The sequence below is a fragment of the Rhizobium sp. IY2 genome (assembly GCF_047532935.1).
In the GTDB taxonomy this organism is placed as follows: Bacteria; Pseudomonadota; Alphaproteobacteria; order Rhizobiales; family Rhizobiaceae; genus Rhizobium; species Rhizobium anhuiense.
This window is the reverse complement of record NZ_JBLKNU010000004.1, coordinates 278,747-299,562: the sequence shown is the minus strand read 5'-3', so window position 1 is coordinate 299,562 and position 20,816 is coordinate 278,747. Positions and strand designations below refer to the sequence as shown.

20 protein-coding genes are annotated in these 20,816 nt (G+C 62.3%); 10 read left to right on the top strand and 10 right to left on the bottom strand.

What is annotated here, in order from left to right; genetic code table 11:
* Positions 1–55 precede the first annotated feature (55 nt).
* Complete coding sequence (locus ACMUVN_RS17180; protein ID WP_132574341.1) at positions 56–700, bottom strand: arylesterase; 645 nt, start codon at positions 698–700, stop codon at positions 56–58.
* Between the two features lie 72 nt (positions 701–772).
* On the opposite strand from ACMUVN_RS17180, the gene ACMUVN_RS17175 reads away from it, so the two are divergent.
* From ACMUVN_RS17175 to ACMUVN_RS17160, 4 genes are all read left to right on the top strand, one after another.
* The gene (locus ACMUVN_RS17175) at positions 773–1,480 is read left to right on the top strand and encodes an ABC transporter ATP-binding protein (RefSeq protein ID WP_047615632.1); all 708 of its coding nucleotides are present in this window, start codon (positions 773–775) and stop codon (positions 1,478–1,480) included.
* Positions 1,477–4,020 (top strand): ABC transporter permease, encoded by a 2,544-nt coding sequence (locus ACMUVN_RS17170; protein WP_414815321.1) that lies wholly within the window; start codon positions 1,477–1,479, stop codon positions 4,018–4,020. Before ACMUVN_RS17175 ends, ACMUVN_RS17170 begins: the two co-directional genes overlap by 4 nt.
* A 180-nt stretch (positions 4,021–4,200) precedes the next feature.
* The gene (locus ACMUVN_RS17165) at positions 4,201–4,929 is read left to right on the top strand and encodes a Bax inhibitor-1/YccA family protein (RefSeq protein WP_028758043.1); all 729 of its coding nucleotides are present in this window, start codon (positions 4,201–4,203) and stop codon (positions 4,927–4,929) included.
* 107 nt (positions 4,930–5,036) lie between these two features.
* Complete coding sequence (locus ACMUVN_RS17160; protein ID WP_414815320.1) at positions 5,037–5,594, top strand: N-acetyltransferase family protein; 558 nt, start codon at positions 5,037–5,039, stop codon at positions 5,592–5,594.
* A 6-nt stretch (positions 5,595–5,600) separates the two neighbouring features.
* Here the strand turns inward: ACMUVN_RS17160 and ACMUVN_RS17155 are convergent, their stop codons facing one another.
* The 3 genes from ACMUVN_RS17155 to acnA all read right to left on the bottom strand — a co-directional run bounded on the left by ACMUVN_RS17155 (position 5,601) and on the right by acnA (position 10,141).
* Positions 5,601–6,002 carry a DUF2794 domain-containing protein gene (locus ACMUVN_RS17155; RefSeq protein WP_003582910.1) on the bottom strand — a complete coding sequence of 134 codons (402 nt, stop codon included), beginning with the start codon at positions 6,000–6,002 and terminating at the stop codon, positions 5,601–5,603.
* 383 nt (positions 6,003–6,385) lie between these two features.
* Positions 6,386–7,126 (bottom strand): DUF1223 domain-containing protein, encoded by a 741-nt coding sequence (locus tag ACMUVN_RS17150; protein WP_028756587.1) that lies wholly within the window; start codon positions 7,124–7,126, stop codon positions 6,386–6,388.
* 324 nt (positions 7,127–7,450) lie between these two features.
* Positions 7,451–10,141, bottom strand: coding sequence for an aconitate hydratase AcnA (gene acnA / locus ACMUVN_RS17145; protein WP_168333362.1), 2,691 nt, complete (start codon positions 10,139–10,141; stop codon positions 7,451–7,453).
* A 262-nt stretch (positions 10,142–10,403) separates the two neighbouring features.
* On the opposite strand from acnA, the gene ccmA reads away from it, so the two are divergent.
* The 5 genes from ccmA to ACMUVN_RS17120 are packed head-to-tail and all read left to right on the top strand — an operon-like array spanning position 10,404 to position 13,349.
* Positions 10,404–11,051 carry a heme ABC exporter ATP-binding protein CcmA gene (gene ccmA, locus ACMUVN_RS17140; protein WP_028756585.1) on the top strand — a complete coding sequence of 216 codons (648 nt, stop codon included), beginning with the start codon at positions 10,404–10,406 and terminating at the stop codon, positions 11,049–11,051.
* Between the two features lie 52 nt (positions 11,052–11,103).
* Positions 11,104–11,763, top strand: coding sequence for a heme exporter protein CcmB (ccmB, locus tag ACMUVN_RS17135; protein WP_028756584.1), 660 nt, complete (start codon positions 11,104–11,106; stop codon positions 11,761–11,763).
* A 48-nt stretch (positions 11,764–11,811) separates the two neighbouring features.
* Positions 11,812–12,573, top strand: coding sequence for a heme ABC transporter permease (locus tag ACMUVN_RS17130; RefSeq protein WP_028756583.1), 762 nt, complete (start codon positions 11,812–11,814; stop codon positions 12,571–12,573).
* Between the two features lie 3 nt (positions 12,574–12,576).
* Positions 12,577–12,744 (top strand): heme exporter protein CcmD, encoded by a 168-nt coding sequence (gene ccmD / locus ACMUVN_RS17125; RefSeq protein ID WP_414815319.1) that lies wholly within the window; start codon positions 12,577–12,579, stop codon positions 12,742–12,744.
* Positions 12,741–13,349 (top strand): DsbE family thiol:disulfide interchange protein, encoded by a 609-nt coding sequence (locus ACMUVN_RS17120; protein ID WP_028758039.1) that lies wholly within the window; start codon positions 12,741–12,743, stop codon positions 13,347–13,349. The genes ccmD and ACMUVN_RS17120 overlap by 4 nt, the downstream gene beginning before the upstream one ends.
* A 12-nt stretch (positions 13,350–13,361) precedes the next feature.
* On the opposite strand, the gene ACMUVN_RS17115 is transcribed toward ACMUVN_RS17120, so the two are convergent.
* The 6 genes from ACMUVN_RS17115 to ACMUVN_RS17090 form a co-directional block, all read right to left on the bottom strand.
* Positions 13,362–13,949, bottom strand: coding sequence for a DUF2585 domain-containing protein (locus ACMUVN_RS17115; RefSeq protein WP_028756580.1), 588 nt, complete (start codon positions 13,947–13,949; stop codon positions 13,362–13,364).
* A complete protein-coding gene (locus tag ACMUVN_RS17110; protein WP_028756579.1) occupies positions 13,946–14,590 on the bottom strand; it encodes a septation protein A in 645 nt (214 codons plus the stop codon). The genes ACMUVN_RS17115 and ACMUVN_RS17110 overlap by 4 nt, the downstream gene beginning before the upstream one ends.
* A gap of 78 nt (positions 14,591–14,668) precedes the next feature.
* Entirely contained in the window at positions 14,669–16,234 is a 1,566-nt protein-coding gene (ftsY, locus tag ACMUVN_RS17105; RefSeq protein ID WP_168333363.1) for a signal recognition particle-docking protein FtsY, read from the bottom strand.
* 16 nt (positions 16,235–16,250) lie between these two features.
* On the bottom strand, positions 16,251–17,525 hold the full coding sequence (gene mtaB / locus ACMUVN_RS17100) for a tRNA (N(6)-L-threonylcarbamoyladenosine(37)-C(2))-methylthiotransferase MtaB (RefSeq protein WP_414815318.1): 1,275 nt from the start codon (positions 17,523–17,525) through the stop codon (positions 16,251–16,253).
* Positions 17,522–18,427 (bottom strand): diaminopimelate epimerase, encoded by a 906-nt coding sequence (gene dapF / locus ACMUVN_RS17095; protein WP_097543581.1) that lies wholly within the window; start codon positions 18,425–18,427, stop codon positions 17,522–17,524. The genes mtaB and dapF overlap by 4 nt, the downstream gene beginning before the upstream one ends.
* Before the next feature lie 78 nt (positions 18,428–18,505).
* Positions 18,506–18,730 (bottom strand): hypothetical protein, encoded by a 225-nt coding sequence (locus ACMUVN_RS17090; RefSeq protein ID WP_028756611.1) that lies wholly within the window; start codon positions 18,728–18,730, stop codon positions 18,506–18,508.
* Between the two features lie 492 nt (positions 18,731–19,222).
* Between ACMUVN_RS17090 and ffh the strand changes: the two genes are divergently transcribed.
* A complete protein-coding gene (gene ffh / locus ACMUVN_RS17085) occupies positions 19,223–20,806 on the top strand; it encodes a signal recognition particle protein (protein WP_047616053.1) in 1,584 nt (527 codons plus the stop codon).
* The last annotated feature ends 10 nt before the right edge of the window (positions 20,807–20,816 follow it).

The window sequence follows — 20,816 nt, the reverse complement described above, 5'->3', positions numbered from 1 at the left end:
CGAATCTTTTGCAGGTGCTCACACGGAATCACGCAATCAACAACCGCGCAAGCCCCTATTTCTTCACAGAAGAAATCGTTTCGACGAAATTTGTGACAGCAGGCTCCATCTTTTCGACCATGACGTCGATGCCTTTCGCATTTGGATGCATGCCGTCTTCAAGCTTCAGCCCGGCCTCCAGCGCGACGCCGTCGAGGAAGAAGGCATAGAGCGGAAGCCCATGTTTTTCCGAAAGTTTCTGGTAGATCGGGTTGAATCGTGCGGCATAGTCCGCCCCCATGTTCGGCGGCGCCATCATGCCGGCGAGCAGCACGGCAATCCCCCGCTCTTTTAGCCGGGTAATCATCTGATCGAGATTCTTCTCGCTCTCCTCGGGCGGGATGCCGCGCAGCGCATCATTGGCGCCGAGCTCCAGAATGACCCCGTCGGTGCCGTCGGGCACCGACCAGTCGATGCGCGCAAGGCCCGCTGCCGTCGTATCGCCGGAGACCCCGGCATTGGCGACGGTGATGTCGAGCCCCTTCGCCTTCAGGGCTGCCTGCAGCTTTTCCGGAAAGCCGTCGCCGGCCGGCAATTGATAGCCCGCCATCAAACTGTCCCCAAAACCGACGAGGTTGATCGTCCGGGCATTGGCCGCAGCGGCAAAGATCAGCGAGACGGCAATGACGGTGAATTGAAGGGCGGCAACTTTAAATCTCATTCTGGCTTCCCTAGATTGGCGAAGTGCCGTTATGCGGCCATTCTGTTGGGGATTTATATAGGGCGATTTCTGTTGGCAAAAACCATTATCGAGTTGAAGAGCGCCGATCTGACCCTTGGCAGCGCAGCCGCCTCCGTTCACGTGCTGAAGGGCATCGATCTCGATGTCGCGGCCGGCGAATCCGTCGGCATCGTCGGCCCTTCCGGCTCCGGCAAATCCACCCTGCTGATGGTGCTTGCCGGGCTGGAGAAACTCGACAGCGGCGAGATCAATATCAACGACACGCCGCTCCATAGTCTCAGCGAGGATGAGGTCGCCGATTTCCGCGGCCGCAACATCGGCATCGTCTTCCAGTCCTTCCACCTGATCGCCAACATGACGGCGCTGGAAAACGTCGCCGTGCCGCTCGAGCTCGCCAATGTCCGCAACGCCTTCGAGATCGCCCATCGCGAGCTGAAATCGGTCGGCCTCGGTGAACGGCTGAACCACTATCCCGGCCAGCTTTCCGGCGGCGAGCAGCAGCGCGTGGCGATCGCCAGGGCGCTCGCCCCCTCGCCCGCCCTGCTGATCGCCGACGAACCCACAGGCAATCTCGACACCGAGACCGGCCGCCAGATCGCCGACCTTCTGTTCTCCAAGCAGACCGAACGCGGCATGACCCTGCTTCTCGTCACCCACGACGTCGCGCTGGCAAACCGCTGCTCACGCCAGATCCGCGTCCGCTCCGGCAGGATCGAGGGCGACAGCGCCGCCCGCCACAGCGAGGCGGCGATCGCATGAGAATGATCACCCCGCGCGTCTCGCTTGCTTTTCGTCTGGCGCTCCGCGAGTTGCGCGGCGGCATCCGCGGCTTCTACATTTTCCTTGCCTGCATCGCGCTCGGCACCGGCGCGATTGCCGCCGTCAATTCCGTCTCGCAGTCGATCACCGATACGATCGCCTCGCAGGGGCAGGAGCTGCTGGCCGGCGACGTCCGCTTCGAACTCAACAACCGCGAAGCCACGCCTCAGGAGTTGGGTTTCCTCGAAAGCCTCGGCACAGTTTCGGTTTCAACGGGCCTGCGCTCGATGGCCCGCAAGCCTGACGGCTCCGATCAGGCGCTGGTCGAGGTCAAGGCCGTCGATGAGGGCTACCCGCTCTACGGCAGGTTCGTGGCCGAACCGGATTATCCGCTTGCAGCGCTGCTTTCGGGCCAAGGCGGCACCTATGGTGCGGTGGCAGCGCCCCTGCTTCTCGATCGTCTCGGGCTTGCAGTCGGCGACGAACTGCTGCTCGGCAACGTCAAGCTCAGCATCACCGGCACGGTGAAAACCGAGCCGGATGCGCTGTCGGAAGGCTTCGGTTTCGCGCCGCGTCTGCTCGTCAGCCGCCAGGCGCTCCAGGCCTCCGGGCTGATCCAGACGGGAAGCCTGGTCGAACATGCCTACAAGATCCGGCTGGAAGACAAGGGCGCGATGTCGGGCATCCAGGCGCGCGCCTCCAAGGAATTCCCCTCCGCCGGCTGGGCGATCCGCACCAGCGATCGCGCAGCGCCCTCGCTCACCGAAAACATTACCCGCTTCTCGCAGTTCCTGACGCTGGTCGGTCTCACCGCGCTGATCGTCGGCGGCGTCGGCGTGGCCAATGCCGTGCGCGCCTTCCTCGATGCCAAGCGGACGACCATCGCCACGTTCAAATGTCTCGGCGCCCCGGCCCAGGTCGTCGTCCTGATCTATCTTTTCCAGATCGCCATCATCGCCCTCGGCGGCATCCTCATCGGCCTCGTCATCGGCGCGTTGTCGCCGATCTTCGCCGCGCAGTTCCTGGCGCAATTCCTGCCGGTCTCCACGATGCCGACCCTCTATCCCGGCGCCCTGCTGCTCGCCACGCTCTTCGGTATCCTGACGACGCTGGCCTTCGCCATCCTGCCGCTCGGCCATGCCCGCGAAGTGCCGGCGACCGCCCTCTTCCGCGAGCAGGGCTTCGAGGCCCGCCGCCTGCCCTCTTGGCCCTACATCCTGCTTGCCGCTGTCTTCATGGCCGCTCTTGCCGGCCTTGCCATCCTGACCGCCTATGACCGTTTCATCGCCGTCGTCTTCGTCGGTGCGATCGTCTTCGCCTTCGTCGTCCTGCGCCTCGTCGCAGCAGCGATCGCCTGGCTCGCGCGCCGCAGCCCGCGCGTCAATTCACCCGCCTTGCGGCTGGCGATCGGCAATATCCACCGCCCCGGCGCACTGACGCCCTCGGTCGTGCTGTCGCTTGGCCTCGGACTGGCATTGCTGGTGACGCTGACCTTGATCGACGGCAACCTGCGCCAGCAGCTGACCGGCCGCATGAACGAGGGCGCACCGAACTTTTTCTTCGTCGATATCCAGAGCGCCGAGGTCGGCGCATTCCGCGATCTCGTCCAGGCGCAGGCGCCGCAGGGCAAGCTCGTCGAAGTGCCGATGTTGCGCGGCCGGATCGTCGCCTTCAACGGCGAGGACGTCAGCAAACTGACCGTGCCGGCGGCCGGCCGCTGGGTGCTGAACGGCGATCGCGGCATCACCTATGCCGAGACCCTGCCGGAGAACGCCGCCCTCACCGAAGGCAGCTGGTGGGACAAGGATTACAGCGGCGAGCCGCTCGTTTCCTTCTCCTCGGAAGAGGCGCATGAGCTCGGCCTGAAGATCGGCGATACCGTCACCGTCAACGTGCTCGGCCGCAACATCACGGCGAAGATCGCCAATCTGCGCCGCGTCGAATGGGAATCGCTGTCGATCAATTTCGTCATGGTCTTCTCGCCGAACACATTTCGCGGCGCTCCGCATGCCTGGCTGGCGACGCTGACGGATCCCTCGTCGACGCCCGCCGAAGATGCGGCAATCCTGAAATCAGTCACCAACACCTATCCGACGATCACCAGCGTGCGGGTCAAGGACGCGATCGATATCGTCAACCAGCTGGTCGCGCAGCTGGCGACCGCGATCCGCGCCGCCGCCTCTGTCGCCCTCATCGCCTCGATCCTCGTCCTTGCCGGGGCGCTTGCTGCCGGAAACCGGGCGCGCACCCACGACGCGGTGGTGCTGAAGACGCTCGGCGCCACGCGCGCCATGCTGATCCGCGCCTTCAGCTACGAATATCTGATCCTTGGGCTTGCGACCGCGATCTTCGCGCTGATCGCCGGCAGCGTCGCCGCCTGGTTCATCGTCGCCCGCATCATGCGTCTGCCGTCAACCTTTCTGCCCGACGTGGCGGGGTTGACGCTTGTGACCGCGCTCGTCCTCACCGTCGGCATCGGCCTGATCGGCACTTGGCGCATACTTGGGCAAAAGGCGGCCCCCGTTTTGCGCGAGCTTTGACCGGGCAGCGGCACTCAAACCCTTCACCTTACGGCGATTTAACCGGCCGAGCCTCTGCAAGCCTCTTGTTTGCAATGGGCGAAAGCCTCATATTATCCGCAGGCATGCTGGAGCTCCGCAGCGGCGCCCGGGTCGAAAACCCCGACACCGTATTTCCATCGGAGCTTGTAAGAGGAAACTATGGCTGATCTCCGTAACTATCAAAGCCGCGCTCAGACCGGCGAGATGATTGATCAAGGCCTGCGCGCTTATATGCTCAAGGTCTACAACCTGATGGCGCTGGGTCTGGCGATCACCGGTGTGGCCGCATATCTGTCGTTCCAATTCGCCTTCGCCAATGGCGAGCTGACCGCTTTCGGTCAGGCGATCTATGTGAGCCCGCTGAAGTGGGTGGTCATTCTGGCGCCGCTGGCTCTGGTGTTCTTCCTGAGCTTCCGGATTCATACCATGACGGTGGCCGCCGCCCAGACGACCTTTGCAGTCTACGCCGCGCTCGTCGGCCTGTCGCTCTCGTCGATCTTTCTGATCTACACCGGCCAGAGCGTCGTTCAGACCTTCTTCGTCACCGCCGCCTCCTTCGGCGCGCTGTCGCTTTACGGCTACACGACGAAGCGTGACCTGTCGGCGATGGGCTCGTTCCTGATCATGGGTCTGTTCGGCCTGATCATCGCTTCGCTGGTCAACATCTTCCTGGCTTCGTCGGCTGTGCAGTTCGCGATCTCCGTGCTCGGCGTTCTGATCTTCGCAGGCCTCACCGCCTACGATACGCAGCGGATCAAGGAACTGTACCTGGAAGCCGATGACGTTGCCGTGGCCGGCCGCAAGGCGATCATGGGTGCGCTGACGCTCTATCTCGACTTCATCAACCTCTTTATGTTCCTGCTGCAGTTCATGGGCAACCGTAAATAAGCAGGGCAGACTGAGATCGAAAAGGCGGCTTCGGCCGCCTTTTTTGTTGCGCAGGCTTTCGCGGAGTGGTCTTAGGAAACCTTACTTTTCCCGATGGATGCCGCCGAATGTCATTCCGCCTGCGCGATGCCTCCCAAGCCGATATCCCCGCCATTGCCGATATCTATCGCGAATCCGTCCTCAACGGCGTCGCGAGCTACGAGATCGTGCCGCCTTCCGAGGCCGAGATGGCGCTGCGTTTTTCGACGATCGTCAGCCAGCAATATCCCTATATCGCGGCCATCGGCACGGACGGAACCCTGCTCGGCTACGCCTATGCTTCGGCCTTTCGCACGCGTCCAGCCTATCGCTGGATGGTCGAGGACTCCATCTACCTCGCGCCTGAGGCCCGCGGCCGGGGCGTCGGCAAGGCGTTGCTTGCCGAGCTGATCGAGCGCTGCACCGGCCTCGGCTTTCGGCAGATGACTGCCGTCATCGGCGGCGCCAACCCCGCCTCTATCGCGCTTCACCGGAAGGCCGGCTTCGAGGAGATCGGTCTGATGCGGGGCACCGGCTACAAGCACGGCCGCTGGCTGGATACGATGTTGATGCAGCGCAGCCTCGGCGAGGGGATGGCGACCGATCCGGATCCGTCCGCCTATCCCGGCACGCTGTTTACCGGTTGATGCGGCTTATTTGTCGACGAGCTTCAGGGCCTTGTCGAACACCTTCAGCACCTGGTTCAGCTCGTGACCGCGCTTCAGGATCGTGCCGTGGACGTTGATGACGGAATAGGCGCCCTGCTTGGCGGCGAGCTTCGGGTTTTTCTCGATGCGGAAGAGCGGCATTTCGCCGGAACGCTTGAAGACGGAAAAGACCGCCCTGTCCTTCAGGTGATCAATGGCGTAGTCGCGCCATTCACCGTCACCGACCATGCGGCCGTAGATCCAGAGGATCGCGTCCAGTTCGCGCCGGTGGAAGGTCACCGGAAGCGGGTCCTTGCTTTGCTTGTATTCCCTGAGATCGACGACGACTGAGGAACTATTGTCGACGGAGCGGCTTTCGCCGTGTCGCAAATCCGGCTGATCTGTCATCAGTCTCCCAAGGCCTCCGCATGTGACAGGAGAGTGACAGTTTGCCCGAGCCGCCGCAAATTGCAAGAGCGCCAGCCGTCACATTCGGCCGCACGACAACGCCGCTTGTCTCTCGGGCAAAGACGCTGCGGCACTTTGAATCTGCGCATCATGCCTTCTAAAAGTTGGGTCCGAATTCGGAAAGCATGATGCCCTGGATAGGCTCACGCTTTCTCCGCAGCGCCGCATTTCAGTCAAAACAGCGCCTCATTTGCAGGAGATTTATGAATTCCAGTTTGGCGCCAGCGCGCCAAAGGGCCCGGCGGAGCGTATCGACCTTAACCCCAGCCCCGAATACGCTCGGCCGGGCCGCCCCAGCACTTCATCCACAACCGGATGAAATCTCAGATATTTTTGCCAGCCATGACAACGGTCGCGCCGAGGATCGCAGCCGGATCGCCGTCTGCGGTCGCCGATTGCAGCAGGATCGCGCAGCCCTCGAGCTGCGGCCGCTGCAACACGCTGGCCGGCAGCGTCAGACTGGTTGCCTTGCCGTCCCACATGCCGATGGTTTCGACATTGGTGACGCTGTGCAGGTAGGAAAGCTTCCGGCCGCTGTTCTCGCCCTTTTCGACGTCGATGGTCTTTTCCTTGTCGAAATAGACCATCACGACATTGGCCTTGCCCTGTCCCGCACCGATCTTGATCTCCAGCTCGTCGCCGCGCATCGCGGCGTTGATCGGAACGGTCAGCCCGTTGCCTTCGCTGCTGTAGGTGTCGATCTTGCTGTTGATACCGTTGAGATCGGCGCCGGCCAGATGGCCGCGTCCGTTGACGATCGCCTGCGGCGTGTAGACGTTGCTGCGGCCCATCGTTCTGGCATAGCCATATTGCCGTTCGGTGTTTTCCTTGGAGCTCAGCGTATCGGCCCAGCCGAGATAATTCCAGTAATCGACATGATAGGCGAGCGCGATAACATCGCCCTGATTCACCAGCGTGCGGAAAGCCGCATCAGCCGGAGGACAGGAGGAGCAGCCCTGCGCCGTGAAGAGTTCAACGACACCTTTCGGCGTGCCGTCTTCGGCCTGCAGCGGGCCTGACAGAACAACGCCAGCGATCAGCGGAATCAAAAAACGGGGGGACATTCACCTGCACCTCTTTTTCAGCGCCGACAGCATGTTGGAACCGCAGGCCCTGACATATGAACGTACGAATAATCCTTCCGGGTCCAAACGAAAAGTCACGAACGGGTGAGACGGAGCTCCACCGGAACTTGCGGAAAACAAATCATCGTGAGCCCGTCCGAATACTGTCGCCACACAGAAAAGCCGCCGGAAACTGCTCTCCGGCGGCCATTATCAATCAAGTCTCCTAAATCCGGATGAATCTGAATCCGGATTTACATCAAAGAAGAAGAGCATGATGTCGTCCGAAAACCGCTCACACTTTTCGGCATCATGCTCTGAAAATCAGGCAGCGAGATCGCGCAGAACCGTCTGCAGGATGCCGCCATTGTTGAGGTAGATCACCTCGTCGAGCGTATCGACACGCGACAGCAGCGGAACCTCCTTCACGGTGCCGTCGCCATAGGTGATCTTGGCGATCTTCTTCTCGCGCGGCTTGATCTTTTCCAGACCTTCGATGGTGACGAGTTCATCACCCTTGAGGCCGAGGCTCTGCCAGGTCGTGCCCTCTTCGAAGACGAAGGGAATGATACCCATGCCGACTAGGTTCGAACGATGGATGCGCTCGAAGGACTGGGCGATCACCGCCTTGACGCCGAGCAGGTTGGTGCCCTTGGCAGCCCAGTCGCGCGAAGAGCCGTTGCCATATTCGACACCGGCGAAGATGACCAGCGGCACGCCTTCCTGCTTGTACTGCATCGCCGCGTCGTAGATCGAGGTTTCGTCCTTCGACGGATAGTGGATGGTGTAACCGCCTTCCTTGCCGTTCGGGCCGAGCATGTGGTTGCGGATGCGGATATTGGCAAAGGTGCCGCGCATCATCACTTCATGGTTGCCGCGGCGCGTGCCGTACTGATTGAAGTCGGCAACGGCGACGTCGTGACCGAGCAGATAGGCGCCTGCCGGCGATGCCGCCTTGATCGAACCGGCCGGCGAGATGTGGTCGGTGGTGATCTTGTCGCCGAACAGGCCAAGCACGCGGGCGCCCTTGATGTCGGAAACGCCGGTGCCCTTCTTGCCCATGCCGACGAAGTAAGGCGGGTTCTGGACATAGGTCGAATTGTCGTCCCAGGCATAGGTCTGGCCCGGCGGAACCTGGACGGCTTGCCAGTTGACGTCGCCCTTGAAGACGTCGGCATATTTGCTTTCGTAGAGTTCGCGCGTCACGTATTTCAGGATGAACTCCTGGACCTCCTTCGAGGTCGGCCAGATGTCCTTCAGGTAAACGGGATTACCGTTCTGGTCCTCGCCGATCGGCTCCTTGGTCAGATCCTTCTGCACTGTACCGGCCAGCGCATAAGCGACGACGAGCGGCGGAGAGGCCAGATAGTTCGCCTGTACGTCGGGCGAGATACGGCCTTCGAAGTTGCGGTTGCCGGAGAGAACGCCGGAAACGATGAGGCCCTTGTCGTTGATCGTCTTCGAGATCGGCGCCGGCAGCGGACCGGAATTGCCGATGCAGGTGGTGCAGCCGAAGCCGACGAGGTTGAAGCCGAGCTTGTCGAGGTCGGCCTGCAGGCCCGACTTGGCGAGATATTCGCCGACGACCTGGCTTCCCGGTGCCAGCGAGGTCTTCACCCACGGCTTCGTCTTCAGGCCCTTGGCAACAGCGTTGCGGGCAAGCAGGCCGGCAGCGATCAGGACCGACGGATTGGAGGTGTTGGTGCAGGAGGTGATGGCAGCGATCGCCACGTCGCCATGGCCGAGATCGAAATCCGTGCCTTCGACGGCATAGCGGTTCGAAAGCTGACCGGGCTTCTTGTAGTCCGTGTCCATCGAGCCGGCGAAACCGGAAGCGATGTTCTCCAGCGAAATGCGGCCTTCCGGACGCTTCGGGCCGGCCATCGACGGCACGACGTCGCCGAGATCGAGTTCCAGCGTGTCGGTGAAGACGAGTTCGGAGCCGTCGCCCTCGCGCCACATGCCCTGCGCCTTCGAATAGGCTTCGACGAGCGCGATACGGTCCTTGGTGCGGCCGGACATGTTGAGATAGTTGATCGTCTCGCCGTCGACCGGGAAGAAGCCGCAGGTGGCGCCGTATTCCGGGCCCATATTGCCGATCGTCGCACGGTCGGCGAGCGGCATGTTGTCCATGCCCGGGCCGAAGAATTCGACGAACTTCGAAACGACGCCCTTCTTGCGCAGCATCTGCACGACGGTGAGAACGAGGTCGGTCGCGGTGACGCCTTCCTTGAGCTTGCCGGTCAGCTTGAAGCCGATGACCTCAGGCAGCAGCATCGAGACCGGCTGGCCGAGCATCGCCGCTTCCGCTTCGATACCGCCCACACCCCAGCCGAGAACACCGAGACCGTTGATCATCGTCGTGTGGCTGTCGGTGCCGACGCAAGTATCGGGATAGGCGATCGTCTCGCCGTCCTCTTCCTTGGTCCAGACGGTCTGACCGAGATATTCGAGATTGACCTGATGACAGATACCGGTGCCGGGAGGCACGACGCGGAAGTTCTTGAAGGCCTGCTGGCCCCACTTCAGGAAGCGGTAGCGCTCGCCGTTGCGCTGGTATTCCAGCTCGACGTTACGGGCGAAAGCCTGCGGCGTTCCGAATTCGTCGACGATGACGGAGTGGTCGATGACGAGATCGACGGGAACGAGCGGGTTGATCTTCTCGGGATCGCCGCCGAGCGACACCATCGCGTCGCGCATCGCGGCAAGATCGACGACGGCGGGAACGCCGGTGAAGTCCTGCATCAGCACGCGCGCCGGGCGATAGGCGATTTCGTTTTCGACCGCACCCTTGTTGTTCAGCCATTCGGCGACGGCCAGGATGTGCTGCTTGGTGACAGACTGGCCGTCTTCGAAGCGCAGCAGGTTTTCGAGCAGCACTTTCATCGAATAGGGAAGCTTCGACACGCCGGCCAGACCGTTTGCCTCAGCCTTGGGCAGGCTGTAATAGACATAGTCCTTCCCGTTCACGGAAAGCGTGGAACGACAATTGAAACTGTCAAGAGATTTAGACACGAGAGACCCCGTTTCTGATAGCCAACACAGTCGTGCGAACGCCTATGCACTTAATGCACATCAGGATGCGGGTACGGCCATTTCCGCTGTCCGCACGTGGAACAGACGCTCCAAGTTCGGCGCAAGGATGAAATTCACGCCGACCGCTGGCGTGGTTGCAGGTCTTATAGATAATTTCCTAAAAACTTGCCATACCCGAAAACAGTCAAAATCGGACATTTTTTGACCCCGCCGCAAGCCGAAACCAAGAAAGAGCCGACGCATGCATTTCACCGCCGAAAATCTGGCTGCAAGGCGCGGTGAGGATCTGATTTTCGTAAACATTTCCTTTCACTTGGCGGCCGGCGAGGCGCTTGTCCTCACGGGAAGAAATGGATCGGGAAAATCCACATTGCTGCGCGTCGCCGCCGGCCTCCTGAGACCGGAAAAAGGCACTGTCATCTTCCGCGACGAAAAGGGCGGGGAAGACCGCCATCCGGGCGAGGTCAGTCACTACCTTGGTCATCGAAACGCAATGAAGAATGAACTTACGGTTGCAGAAAACCTCGACTTCTGGCGCGCCTTTCTCGGCAATCCAGGCGGTGCTGCCGGCCTCTCCGTCGAGGACGCCGCCGACGCCGTCGGCCTTTCGGGAATCACCCATCTTCCCTTCGGTTATCTCTCCGCCGGCCAGCAGCGCCGGATGGCCTTCGCCAAGCTGCTCGTCGCCCACCGCCCCATCTGGATCCTCGACGAACCCACAGCGGCGCTCGATGCCAGCGCTGACCGGCTGTTTGCCGAATTGATTGCCGCACATCTGACCAAGGGGGGCATCGTGCTGGCGGCAACACATCAGCCGCTGGGGGTGGAGAATGCGCGGGAATTGAAGATGACGGGCTTTGCCGGCGTGGATGCGGGGGTATGGGGGTGATGTTTCTCGACGTGGGTGCCTCATCCATCGCACATGCAGAAAGCCGCCGCGCATGACCGCCCTCTTCCTTCGCGACCTGAAACTTTCCATCCGCGCCGGCGGCGGTGCGCTGATCGGCGTGCTGTTCTTCCTGACCATCGTCGCCGTCATCCCTTTCGGCGTCGGTCCCGATCTCAAGCTGCTGTCGCGCATCGGTCCCGCCATCGTCTGGATCGGCGCACTGCTTGCCGCCCTGCTCGGCCTCGACCGCCTGTTTCAGGCCGAGCGCGATGACGGATCGCTCGACCTGATGCTGATGCAGGAAACACCGCTTGTCCTCACCGTGCTGGTTAAATGCGTCGCCCACTGGACGGCCACCAGCCTGCCGCTCGTCATCGCCTCGCCGCTGCTCGGCCTGTTCATGAATATGGATGAGACGGCGATTGCTGCCACCATGCTGACGCTGCTCGTCGGATCGCCCGCCATCACCTTCATCGGCGCGGTCGGTGCCGCCGTCGCCGTGGCGCTGCCCCGCGGCGGCCTGCTGGTCTCGATCCTCGTGCTGCCGCTGACCATTCCGGTGCTGATCTTCGGCGTCAGCGCCGCCTATGCCGCGGTCGAGGATCCCGCCCCGTTCCTGCCGCCCTTCCTCATCCTGATTGCGCTGACGCTCTTCTTCGCCGTCATCGGTCCGGCCGCCGCCGCCCTGGCGCTGCGAAACACAGCGGATTGATGGGCCATTCGATTGCGGGAAAAGCCGGATCAAGGTATGGAAGCGGACATGAGCGAAACGAGCCTTGCCATCAGCAAATTCAGCGATCTCGCCAACCCGACACGGTTTCTGGCGCTGGCGGCGCGCGCCATTCCATGGCTGGCCGGCATCACCGCCCTCTGTTTTATCGTCGGCCTCTATCTGAGCTTCGCCACCGAAGGCGACTACCAGCAGGGCGAGACCGTCCGCATCATGTATGTGCATGTGCCCTCGGCCTGGCTTTCGATGATGTGCTATACGATCATGAGCGTCTCGGCGATCGGCACGCTAGTCTGGCGCCATCCGCTGGCCGATGTCTCTGCCAAGGCTGCAGCCCCGCTCGGCGCCGCCTTCACCCTGCTCGCCCTCGTCACCGGCTCGCTGTGGGGCAAGCCGATGTGGGGGACCTGGTGGGTCTGGGATGCTCGGCTGACCTCCGTCTTCGTTCTCTTCCTGATGTATCTCGGGCTGATTGCGCTCGGGCGCGCCATCGACGACCCGTCGAAGGCCGCACGCGTCAGCGCCGTGCTCATCCTCGTCGGCTTCGTCAACATCCCGATCATCAAATTCTCGGTCGAGTGGTGGAACACCTTGCACCAGTCGGCAAGCGTGCTGCGCCTCGACGGCCCGGCGATCGATCCGGAATTCCTGCGGCCGCTCTTCATCATGGCGATCGCTTTCACGCTGCTCTTCTTCACGCTGCATATCATGGCGATGAGGAACGAGATCTGGCGCCGCCGCATCGCCGCCCAGCGCCGCCTTGCCGCCCGCATGGCCAGCCGGGAGGAATAGACCGTGACGCATGCCTTCTACGTCTACGCCTCCTATGGCTTCGCAGCTCTGGTGACGGTCGCCGTCACGGTCTGGACCTGGGCCGACGGTCGCGCCCGCCGCCGGGAACTTGCTGCCCTCGAGGCCGCCGGTATCCGCCGCCGCTCGGCGCGTGTAAGGGATGGCGAATGAGCGACACGCCGGAAAAGACGACCGACAGGCCACGGGCGCTTGGTCGCTACACCTTGGCGCTTCTGCCGCTGATCGTCTTCGGCGGCATTGCGGCCACCGCCGCCAAGATGCTCTACGACCAGGATTTCCATGGCAAGAACATCACCGAAATCCCCTCCGCCCTGATCGGTACCAAGGCACCGGCGCTGAACCTTCCGCCGCTCGACGGCGCCAACCTGCCGGCGCTGACCGATGCCGCCATCAAGGGCAAGCTGACCCTCGTCAACGTCTTCGCCTCCTGGTGCCTCCCCTGCCGGGACGAACACCCCGTCTTGAAAGAACTGGCGAAGGACGGGCGGCTGAACATCGTCGCCATCAACTACAAGGATCAGAGCGACAACGCCCTGCGTTTCCTCGGCGAGCTCGGCAACCCCTACAAGGCAATCGGCATCGATCCGAATGGCAAGGCGGCGATCGACTGGGGCGTCTACGGCATTCCGGAAAGCTACCTGGTCGGCCCCGACGGGACGATCCTCTACAAGCGTGTCGGCCCCTTCGACGATACCAGCCTGAAGGAAGGGCTGTTTCCAGCGATGGAGAAGGCGCTCGGCAAGCCCGCTTCGTAGCGGGGTCTATCCTTACACCCCGCCTTGCCAGACCTTGATCGCCTCGACCGGCCAGATCAGCATGACAACGTTGAGCGTCAGGTTGTCGCGGATCATGTAGCCGGTGAAAATCTCGAAGAAGATGGCGATCGCCACCGTCAGCGCCACCGGCGCGCGCCGCGCGAAGAAGAAGCCGATGCACATGAAGACGGTGTCCATCGCCGAATTCAGGATGCTGTCGCCGTAATAATCGAGCGCGATCGTCGCGGTGCGGTAGCGGTCGATGATGAGCGGCGAATTCTCGAGCAGCTCCCAGCCGGATTCGATCAACAGCGCCAGCAGCAGCCTTGCCGCCAGCGGCTTGCCGCGCAGCAGGAGATGCGCGAGCCCGTAGAACAGGAAGCCGTGGATGATATGCGACGGTGTGTACCAATCCGACAGATGCTGCGAATTGCCGCTGGTATTGACCCCACCCTCCCAGAGCTTGACGTAACCGCAGGCGCAGATCGGCACGCGGCCCATCATATATTCAGCGGCGATCTGAATGATCAGCACCGCAAGGCAGGCGACAAACCAGAAGGTCTGGTGCTTTACGCGATATTCGGCCTCTGCAGCGCTCACTTTTCGCCGTCCGTTTCCAGGTTGACGCTATGCTTCAGCACCAGCGGCATCTGCGCCAGCGTGAAGATGATGGTGATCGGCATCGTGCCCCAGACCTTGAAGGCGACCCAAGTATCGTCCGAAAAATTGCGCCAGACGACTTCGTTCAGCACGGCGAGGAAGAGAAAGAAGATGCCCCACCGGATGGTCAGCTTGCGCCAGCCTTCGGCATCGAGCTGGAAGGCGGCGTTGAAGACATAACCGAGCAGCGACCTGCCGAAGGCCAGCCCGCCGAGCAGCGCCACTCCGAAAAGCGCGTTGACGATGGTCGGCTTCATCTTGATGAAGGTCTCGTTCTGCAGCCAGATCGACAGCGAGCCGAAGATGACGACGACGATGCCGGATACGAAGGGCATGATCGGCAGATGGCCGAGCACGATCTTCGAAACGATCAGCGAGAGGATCGTCGCCGCCATGAAGAGCCCGGTCGCGACGAACAGCGGTCCGCCGAGTTCGGAAAGAGCGGGAAACTTCTCTACCAGCCACTGGCCGCGCAGATTGGCGAAGAAGAAGATCATCAGCGGCCCGAGTTCCAGCGCCAGTTTCAGCAGCGGATGATGCCGGTCGGCGGCGCTCGGGGTGATATCGCTCTCTGTGCTCATGCGTTCTTCAAACCTGTTTTTCCTGGGAATCTGTTTCCCGGCCGTGCCCTGCAGGCTTTCGGCGGCATATCTGTGGCATCATTGCCCAAGTCCGGCAATGGCATGGGCAAAATCCTCGGCCTCGAACGGCTCCAGATCCTCGACACCCTCGCCGACGCCGATGAAATAGACCGGCAGCTTATGCTTGGCGGAGATGGCGACGAGAATGCCGCCGCGCGCCGTGCCGTCGAGCTTGGTCATGATCAGCCCGTTGACGCCGGCGACGTTGCGGAAGATCTCGACCTGGCTCAGCGCATTCTGCCCCGTCGTGGCGTCGAGCGTCTGCAGCACGGTGTGCGGCGCATCGGGATCGAGCTTGCCGAGCACGCGCACGATCTTCTCGAGCTCGGCCATCAGCTCGGCCTTGTTCTGCAGGCGGCCGGCGGTATCGACGATCAGCACGTCGCATTTTTTTGCCTTTGCCTGTTCGAAGGCGTCATAGGCGAGGCCTGCGGCATCGGCCCCGAGCTTGGTGCCGATGAATTCGGATTTCGTCCGGTCGGCCCAGATTTTCAGCTGTTCGATTGCCGCCGCACGGAAAGTATCGCCGGCAGCCAGCATCACCTTCAGCCCGGCGCCTGAAAGCTTCGCCGCAAGCTTGCCGATCGTCGTCGTCTTGCCGGTGCCGTTCACGCCGACAACGAGGATGACATGCGGCTTGTGCGAAAGGTCGAGCTGCAGCGGCTTGGCGACCGGCTTCAGGACCTTGGCAATTTCGGACGCCATGATGCGGCTGACATCCTCACCGGTGACATCCTTGCCATAACGCTCGGAAGCGAGCGTATCGGTGACGCGCATCGCGGTCTCGACGCCGAGATCGGCCTGGATCAGCAGGTCTTCGAGATCCTGCAGCGTCTCGTCATCGAGCTTGCGCTTGGTGAAGAGCGCAGTGATCTGGCTGGACAGCTGCGAGGAGGTGCGCGCAAGACCGTTGCGCAGGCGCTGGAACCAGCTGAGCCTCGGTTGCGGGACAATCGGCTCCGGCTCGACGACCTTCGGACCGGTGGCAAAGCCTTTTGGGAGGATGGGAGAGCCGGTCTCCGGTTCTGCCGCGGGGTTTTCCCCTTCCGTCCTGCCGGGAATCTCCCCCACAGGGGAGGAGATCGGCTGAACGGAGATGTCTTGCTCTACGTCGGTCTCAGGTGAAATCTCTTCGGGAAGCACTTCGGCGATCTCTTCGATCGAAGCCGGCGCGTCAGTCTCCGGATGATCTCCTCCCTTGTCGGGGAGATATCCCGAAGGGACTGAGGGGGGGGCTTCCGCAACGTTGCCGGCGGCCGGCCGGGTTTCCGTCTCCGCTTCCGCGGCCGCCTCGGCTTCCAGCAATGACAGCGGCACGACACCCATATCGCTCAATTGGTCGGCGGCGGGCAGGATTGCGGATTCGTCATCATCTTCAGCAACCGGCGCATCCACTGCGCCCTCGTCGATATCGGCAGCCGGCCCGCCGGCCGTATCCATTTCCTCGGCCAGCACCGGATCGTCAGCAACCGGCAGATCTTCGTCGCGCGAACGCGGCTCCAGCTCCCTTTCCACGGCCGCAGGCACAGCTTCTTCAGCCGGCTTGCCGAAGGTGAAGACCTTTTTGATGAAACTGAGCGCCATGGGGATTCCGTGAAAGTCAGGCCGCGGCGGCGGCCGTCAATTGCATGTCGAGATGCTTGCCATTGTGGCCGGTGATCGTGACCGGCACAAGTTCGCCGGGACGAAGGCCGGGCGCGGCAACCAGCGTGAAGTTCTCCGTATGCGCCAGGCCGTTGTTTTCAACAAGCAGCCATTGCCGGGTTCCGATCATCCGATCGAGATGGGACTGATGCAGCATATGTCCAGCGGCGCGCAGCCTGGCGGCGCGATCCTTGACCAGCGAGCGGTCGAGTTGCGGCACGCGGGCAGCCGGCGTGCCGAGACGCGGGCTGTAGGGGAAGACGTGCAGATGGGCGATATCAGCCTCTTGCGCCAGCCGCACGGCATTGTCGAACATCTCTTCGGTTTCGGTGGGAAAGCCGGCGATCATATCGGCGCCGAAGCTCATCTCGGGTCGGAGGCGGCGCGCCTCCTCGATGAAACGCAGCGCGTCGGCGCGTAAATGCCGCCGCTTCATGCGCTTCAGGATCATGTCGTCGCCATGCTGCAGCGACAGATGCAGATGCGGCATGAAACGCGGCTCGTCGGCAATCAGATCCATCAGGTGGGCATCGGCCTCGATGCTGTCGATCGAGGAAAGCCTGAGGCGGCGGATATCGGGGAGCTGCTTCAGCAGTATCTTGGCCAGGAGGCCGAGCGTCGGGGCGCCGGGCAGATCGCCGCCATAGCTGGTGGCGTCGACGCCGGTCAGCACGATCTCGCGATAACCACCGGCGACGAGATTGCGGGCCTGGTCGACGACGGCGCCCATCGGCACGGAGCGGGAATTGCCGCGGCCATAGGGAATGATGCAGAAGGTGCAGCGGTGATCGCAGCCGTTCTGCACCTGGATGAAGGCGCGCACATGGCCGTCGATATGCCGGACCATCTGCGGCGCCGTCGCCTTGACGCTCATGATGTCGTTGACGCGGAGCTTCTCTTCGGCCGAGACGCCGAAATCCGGCAGGCTGCGATAGGAGGCGCTGGTCAGCTTCTCCTCATTGCCGAGCACGGCATCGACCTCCGCCATGTCGGCAAAGGCCTGCTTTTCCGTCTGCGCGGCGCAGCCGGTGACGATGATACGGGCATGCGGATTGTCGCGCCGTGCCCGTCGGATCGCCTGGCGGGCCTGGCGCACGGCCTCGCCGGTGACGGCACAGGTATTGACCAGGATGGCATTGTTGAGCCCGGCCTTTTCAGCCTGCGCCTTCATCACTTCGGATTCATATGTGTTGAGGCGGCAGCCGAAGGTAATGACCTCGATGCCGCTCACTGCGCCTCCGCCTCTCGGGTATCATCGCGCGACCAGAGACCCGTCGAAGGATCGAGCCTGCCCGACCATTCCCATTCGGCCGGGCCGGTCATGATGACGTGATCGTCGCGCTCGCGCCATTCGATGGAAAGCGTGGCCGGCGGCTTGGCGCTTGCCACATTGATCGTCACCTTGCGGCCGGTGCGGCCGGTGCGCGCAGCACTGACGGCAGCCGAACAGGCGGCCGAGCCGCAGGCGAGCGTCAGTCCCGCGCCCCGCTCCCAAGTGCGCGTCGTCAGGGATGTCGGCGAGGTCACCTGCGCCAGCGTGATATTGGCGCGCTCGGGAAACATCGGATGATTTTCGAGCAGCGGTCCGAAACGGGCAAGATCATAGGACATCACGTCCCTGTCGACCCAGAAGATCGCATGCGGATTGCCCATCGACATCGCCGATGGCGAATGCAGCACCGGATTGTCGATCGGGCCGATCTGCAGTTCGATGCGGCTGGTGTCGTGGAATTCTTCCGCCAGCGGAATCCTGTCCCAATCAAAGACCGGCCGGCCCATATCGACCGAGATCGTCCCGTCCTCATGCTCGACGGCATTGAGGATGCCGGCGACCGTCTGGAAGGTGAAGACCTTCCGGCCGGTTTCGGCGGCAAGCGCCTGCACGACGCAACGTGTACCGTTGCCGCAGGCCTGCGCCTTCGAACCATCGGAATTCAGGATATCGATGAAGGCATCGGTGCCCTCGGCCTTCGGATCATGGATCGCCATGATCTGGTCGAACTCGGTCTGTGGATCCGCATTGAGCGCGATCGCCGCCGCCGGCGTCACCTTATCCGGCCGGCCGCGCATGTCGACGACCAGGATCTTGTTGCCAAGTCCGTTCATCCTCGCGAATTCGACCGTTGCACTCATGGTATCGTTCCGTCTGTCCTTCCGGTGTATATGGCGGAAATGCGAGGGAATTACCAGTGGGTGAGTGCTGGGCAGGCGTTACCGCTGCACACCGTCGCGATCGAAGGACGCGGCATGGGCTTCGACGATCGCTGCGGTGATGACCTTCCTCAACTCGTAGACCAGCGAGCGGGACCGTTTGCGATCCAGATCCTGTGCCGCCTTCGCAAGATTCAAGCCTTCGTTCAGAACAATATGATGAGCCCGCGCCAGCGCCCAGCTCTCAATATCAGGATCTATCATTCGATATCTCCGCCGATTCATTCGGCATCAAGGATATTCACGAATCATTTTACAGGAGGCACTTAAGTAGAAAATAGAATCATAAGCGGAATATTTTGCAACTGGCCCGCCCAGGGAATTTAGGCCGACAAGCGGAATTTTTGCCGGCAAAATCGGAAGAACCAAGCGGAATGCGCAATGCTATACACAAGTCGACTTGAACATGTACTTTCATGCCCTGTCCGCCGGCACATCCGCCGCGCCCACGTCAAACAGCCTTTGAAAAGCCGCCACGCGGTCATTTGTCCGCATTCACCTTGACTTTCGCGCAGCTTTCCTGTTTATCGCGCCCAATCCGCGACGAGCCGCATGACTCCGAGCCGCCGACCGGGACCCTGAGATCCCGGAGGTCAACACCCGACAGCGCGATGCGCCCTCGGGTGCTTTTTGGCTTTGCGTCTTGTTTTCGTCAAGGAAAAGCACGACGTTTCCGGGCATATCCCAACCCGCCCGAAACGTATCAAGGAAGAGCCGATGTTTGAAAACCTCCAGGACCGTCTTGGATCCATTCTGAATGGACTGACAGGCCGTGGCGCGCTTTCGGAAGCCGATGTTTCCGCAGCGCTGCGCGAGGTTCGCCGTGCGTTGCTGGAGGCCGACGTCGCGCTCGACGTCGTGCGTTCCTTCACTGACCGCGTGCGAGAAAAGGCCGTCGGCGCCGAGATCTTGAAGTCGATCAAGCCCGGCCAGATGGTCGTCAAGATCGTGCATGACGAACTGATCGAGATGCTGGGCGGCGAAGGGGTCGGCATCGACCTGCATGCGCCCGCCCCCGTCGTCGTCATGATGGTCGGCCTACAGGGCTCCGGCAAGACGACGACGACGGCGAAGATCGCCAATCGCCTGTCGACGCGCGAGAAGAAGAAGGTGCTGATGGCATCGCTCGACACGCGCCGTCCGGCAGCTCAGGAGCAGCTTCGCCAGCTCGGCGCCCAGGCCAATATCGATACGCTGCCCATCATTTCAGGCCAGTCGCCGACGGATATCGCCGCGCGCGCCGTGCAGGCGGCGAGACTCGGCGGCCATGACGTCGTCATCCTCGATACCGCCGGCCGCACGCATATCGACGAGCCCTTGATGGTCGAGATGGCCGACATCAAGAAGCGCTCGAACCCGCATGAAATCCTGCTGGTCGCCGACAGCCTCACCGGCCAGGACGCCGTCAACCTCGCCCGCAATTTCGACGAACGCGTCGGCATCACCGGTCTGGTGCTGACCCGTATGGACGGCGATGGCCGCGGTGGTGCGGCCCTTTCGATGCGCGCCGTCACCGGCAAGCCGATCAAGCTGATCGGCGTCGGCGAGAAGATGAGCGAGCTGGAGGAATTTCATCCCCGCCGCATCGCCGACCGCATCCTCGGCATGGGCGACATCGTCTCGCTCGTCGAGCGCGCGGCCGAGAATATCGACGCCGAGAAGGCGGCCGCCATGGCCGCCAAGATGGCCAAGGGCAAGTTCGACCTCGACGACCTCGCCGATCAGCTGCGCCAGATGCAGAAGATGGGTGGCATGGGCGGCATCATGGGCATGATGCCCGGCATGGCCGGCATGAAGGACAAGATGGCCGCAGCCGGCCTCGACGACAAGCTGTTCGGCCGCCAGATCGCCATCATCCAGTCGATGACCAAGGCCGAGCGCGCCAATCCCGACCTGCTCAAGCATTCGCGCAAGAAGCGCATCGCCGCCGGTTCCGGCACCGATGCCGCCGCCATCAACAAGCTTCTGAAGATGCACCGCCAGATGGCGGACATGATGAAGATGATGGGCGGCAAGGGCAAAGGCGGCATGATGAAGCAGATGATGGGCGGACTTGCCGGCAAGATGGGGCTGGGCGGCCTAGGCGGCATGGGTGGCGGCATGCCCGATCTCTCGAATATCGATCCCCGGCAGCTCGAGGCCTTGCAGAAGCAGGCGGAAGCGGCGGGGCTTGGAAAACCGGGTGGGGGTATGCCCGGTCTCGGCGGTCTGCCGGGTGGTTTGCCAGGCCTCGGCGGCGCCAAGCTGCCGGGCCTTGGCGGTGGTTTCCCGGGATTGCCCGGATTGCCGAAGAAGAAGTGAAAGGATCGCT

What these genes read in the sequence shown, in the direction of transcription:
- ACMUVN_RS17180 (WP_132574341.1), bottom strand. Translation starts at nt 700, where the DNA reads ATGAGATTTAAAGTTGCCGCCCTTCAATTCACCGTCATTGCCGTCTCG.
- ACMUVN_RS17170 (WP_414815321.1), top strand. Translation starts at nt 1,477, where the DNA reads ATGAGAATGATCACCCCGCGCGTCTCGCTTGCTTTTCGTCTGGCGCTC.
- ACMUVN_RS17165 (WP_028758043.1), top strand. Translation starts at nt 4,201, where the DNA reads ATGGCTGATCTCCGTAACTATCAAAGCCGCGCTCAGACCGGCGAGATG.
- ACMUVN_RS17160 (WP_414815320.1), top strand. Translation starts at nt 5,037, where the DNA reads ATGTCATTCCGCCTGCGCGATGCCTCCCAAGCCGATATCCCCGCCATT.
- ACMUVN_RS17155 (WP_003582910.1), bottom strand. Translation starts at nt 6,002, where the DNA reads ATGACAGATCAGCCGGATTTGCGACACGGCGAAAGCCGCTCCGTCGAC.
- ACMUVN_RS17150 (WP_028756587.1), bottom strand. Translation starts at nt 7,126, where the DNA reads ATGTCCCCCCGTTTTTTGATTCCGCTGATCGCTGGCGTTGTTCTGTCA.
- ccmA (WP_028756585.1), top strand. Translation starts at nt 10,404, where the DNA reads ATGCATTTCACCGCCGAAAATCTGGCTGCAAGGCGCGGTGAGGATCTG.
- ccmB (WP_028756584.1), top strand. Translation starts at nt 11,104, where the DNA reads ATGACCGCCCTCTTCCTTCGCGACCTGAAACTTTCCATCCGCGCCGGC.
- ACMUVN_RS17130 (WP_028756583.1), top strand. Translation starts at nt 11,812, where the DNA reads ATGAGCGAAACGAGCCTTGCCATCAGCAAATTCAGCGATCTCGCCAAC.
- ACMUVN_RS17120 (WP_028758039.1), top strand. Translation starts at nt 12,741, where the DNA reads ATGAGCGACACGCCGGAAAAGACGACCGACAGGCCACGGGCGCTTGGT.
- ACMUVN_RS17110 (WP_028756579.1), bottom strand. Translation starts at nt 14,590, where the DNA reads ATGAGCACAGAGAGCGATATCACCCCGAGCGCCGCCGACCGGCATCAT.
- ftsY (WP_168333363.1), bottom strand. Translation starts at nt 16,234, where the DNA reads ATGGCGCTCAGTTTCATCAAAAAGGTCTTCACCTTCGGCAAGCCGGCT.
- dapF (WP_097543581.1), bottom strand. Translation starts at nt 18,427, where the DNA reads ATGAGTGCAACGGTCGAATTCGCGAGGATGAACGGACTTGGCAACAAG.
- ACMUVN_RS17090 (WP_028756611.1), bottom strand. Translation starts at nt 18,730, where the DNA reads ATGAATCGGCGGAGATATCGAATGATAGATCCTGATATTGAGAGCTGG.
- ffh (WP_047616053.1), top strand. Translation starts at nt 19,223, where the DNA reads ATGTTTGAAAACCTCCAGGACCGTCTTGGATCCATTCTGAATGGACTG.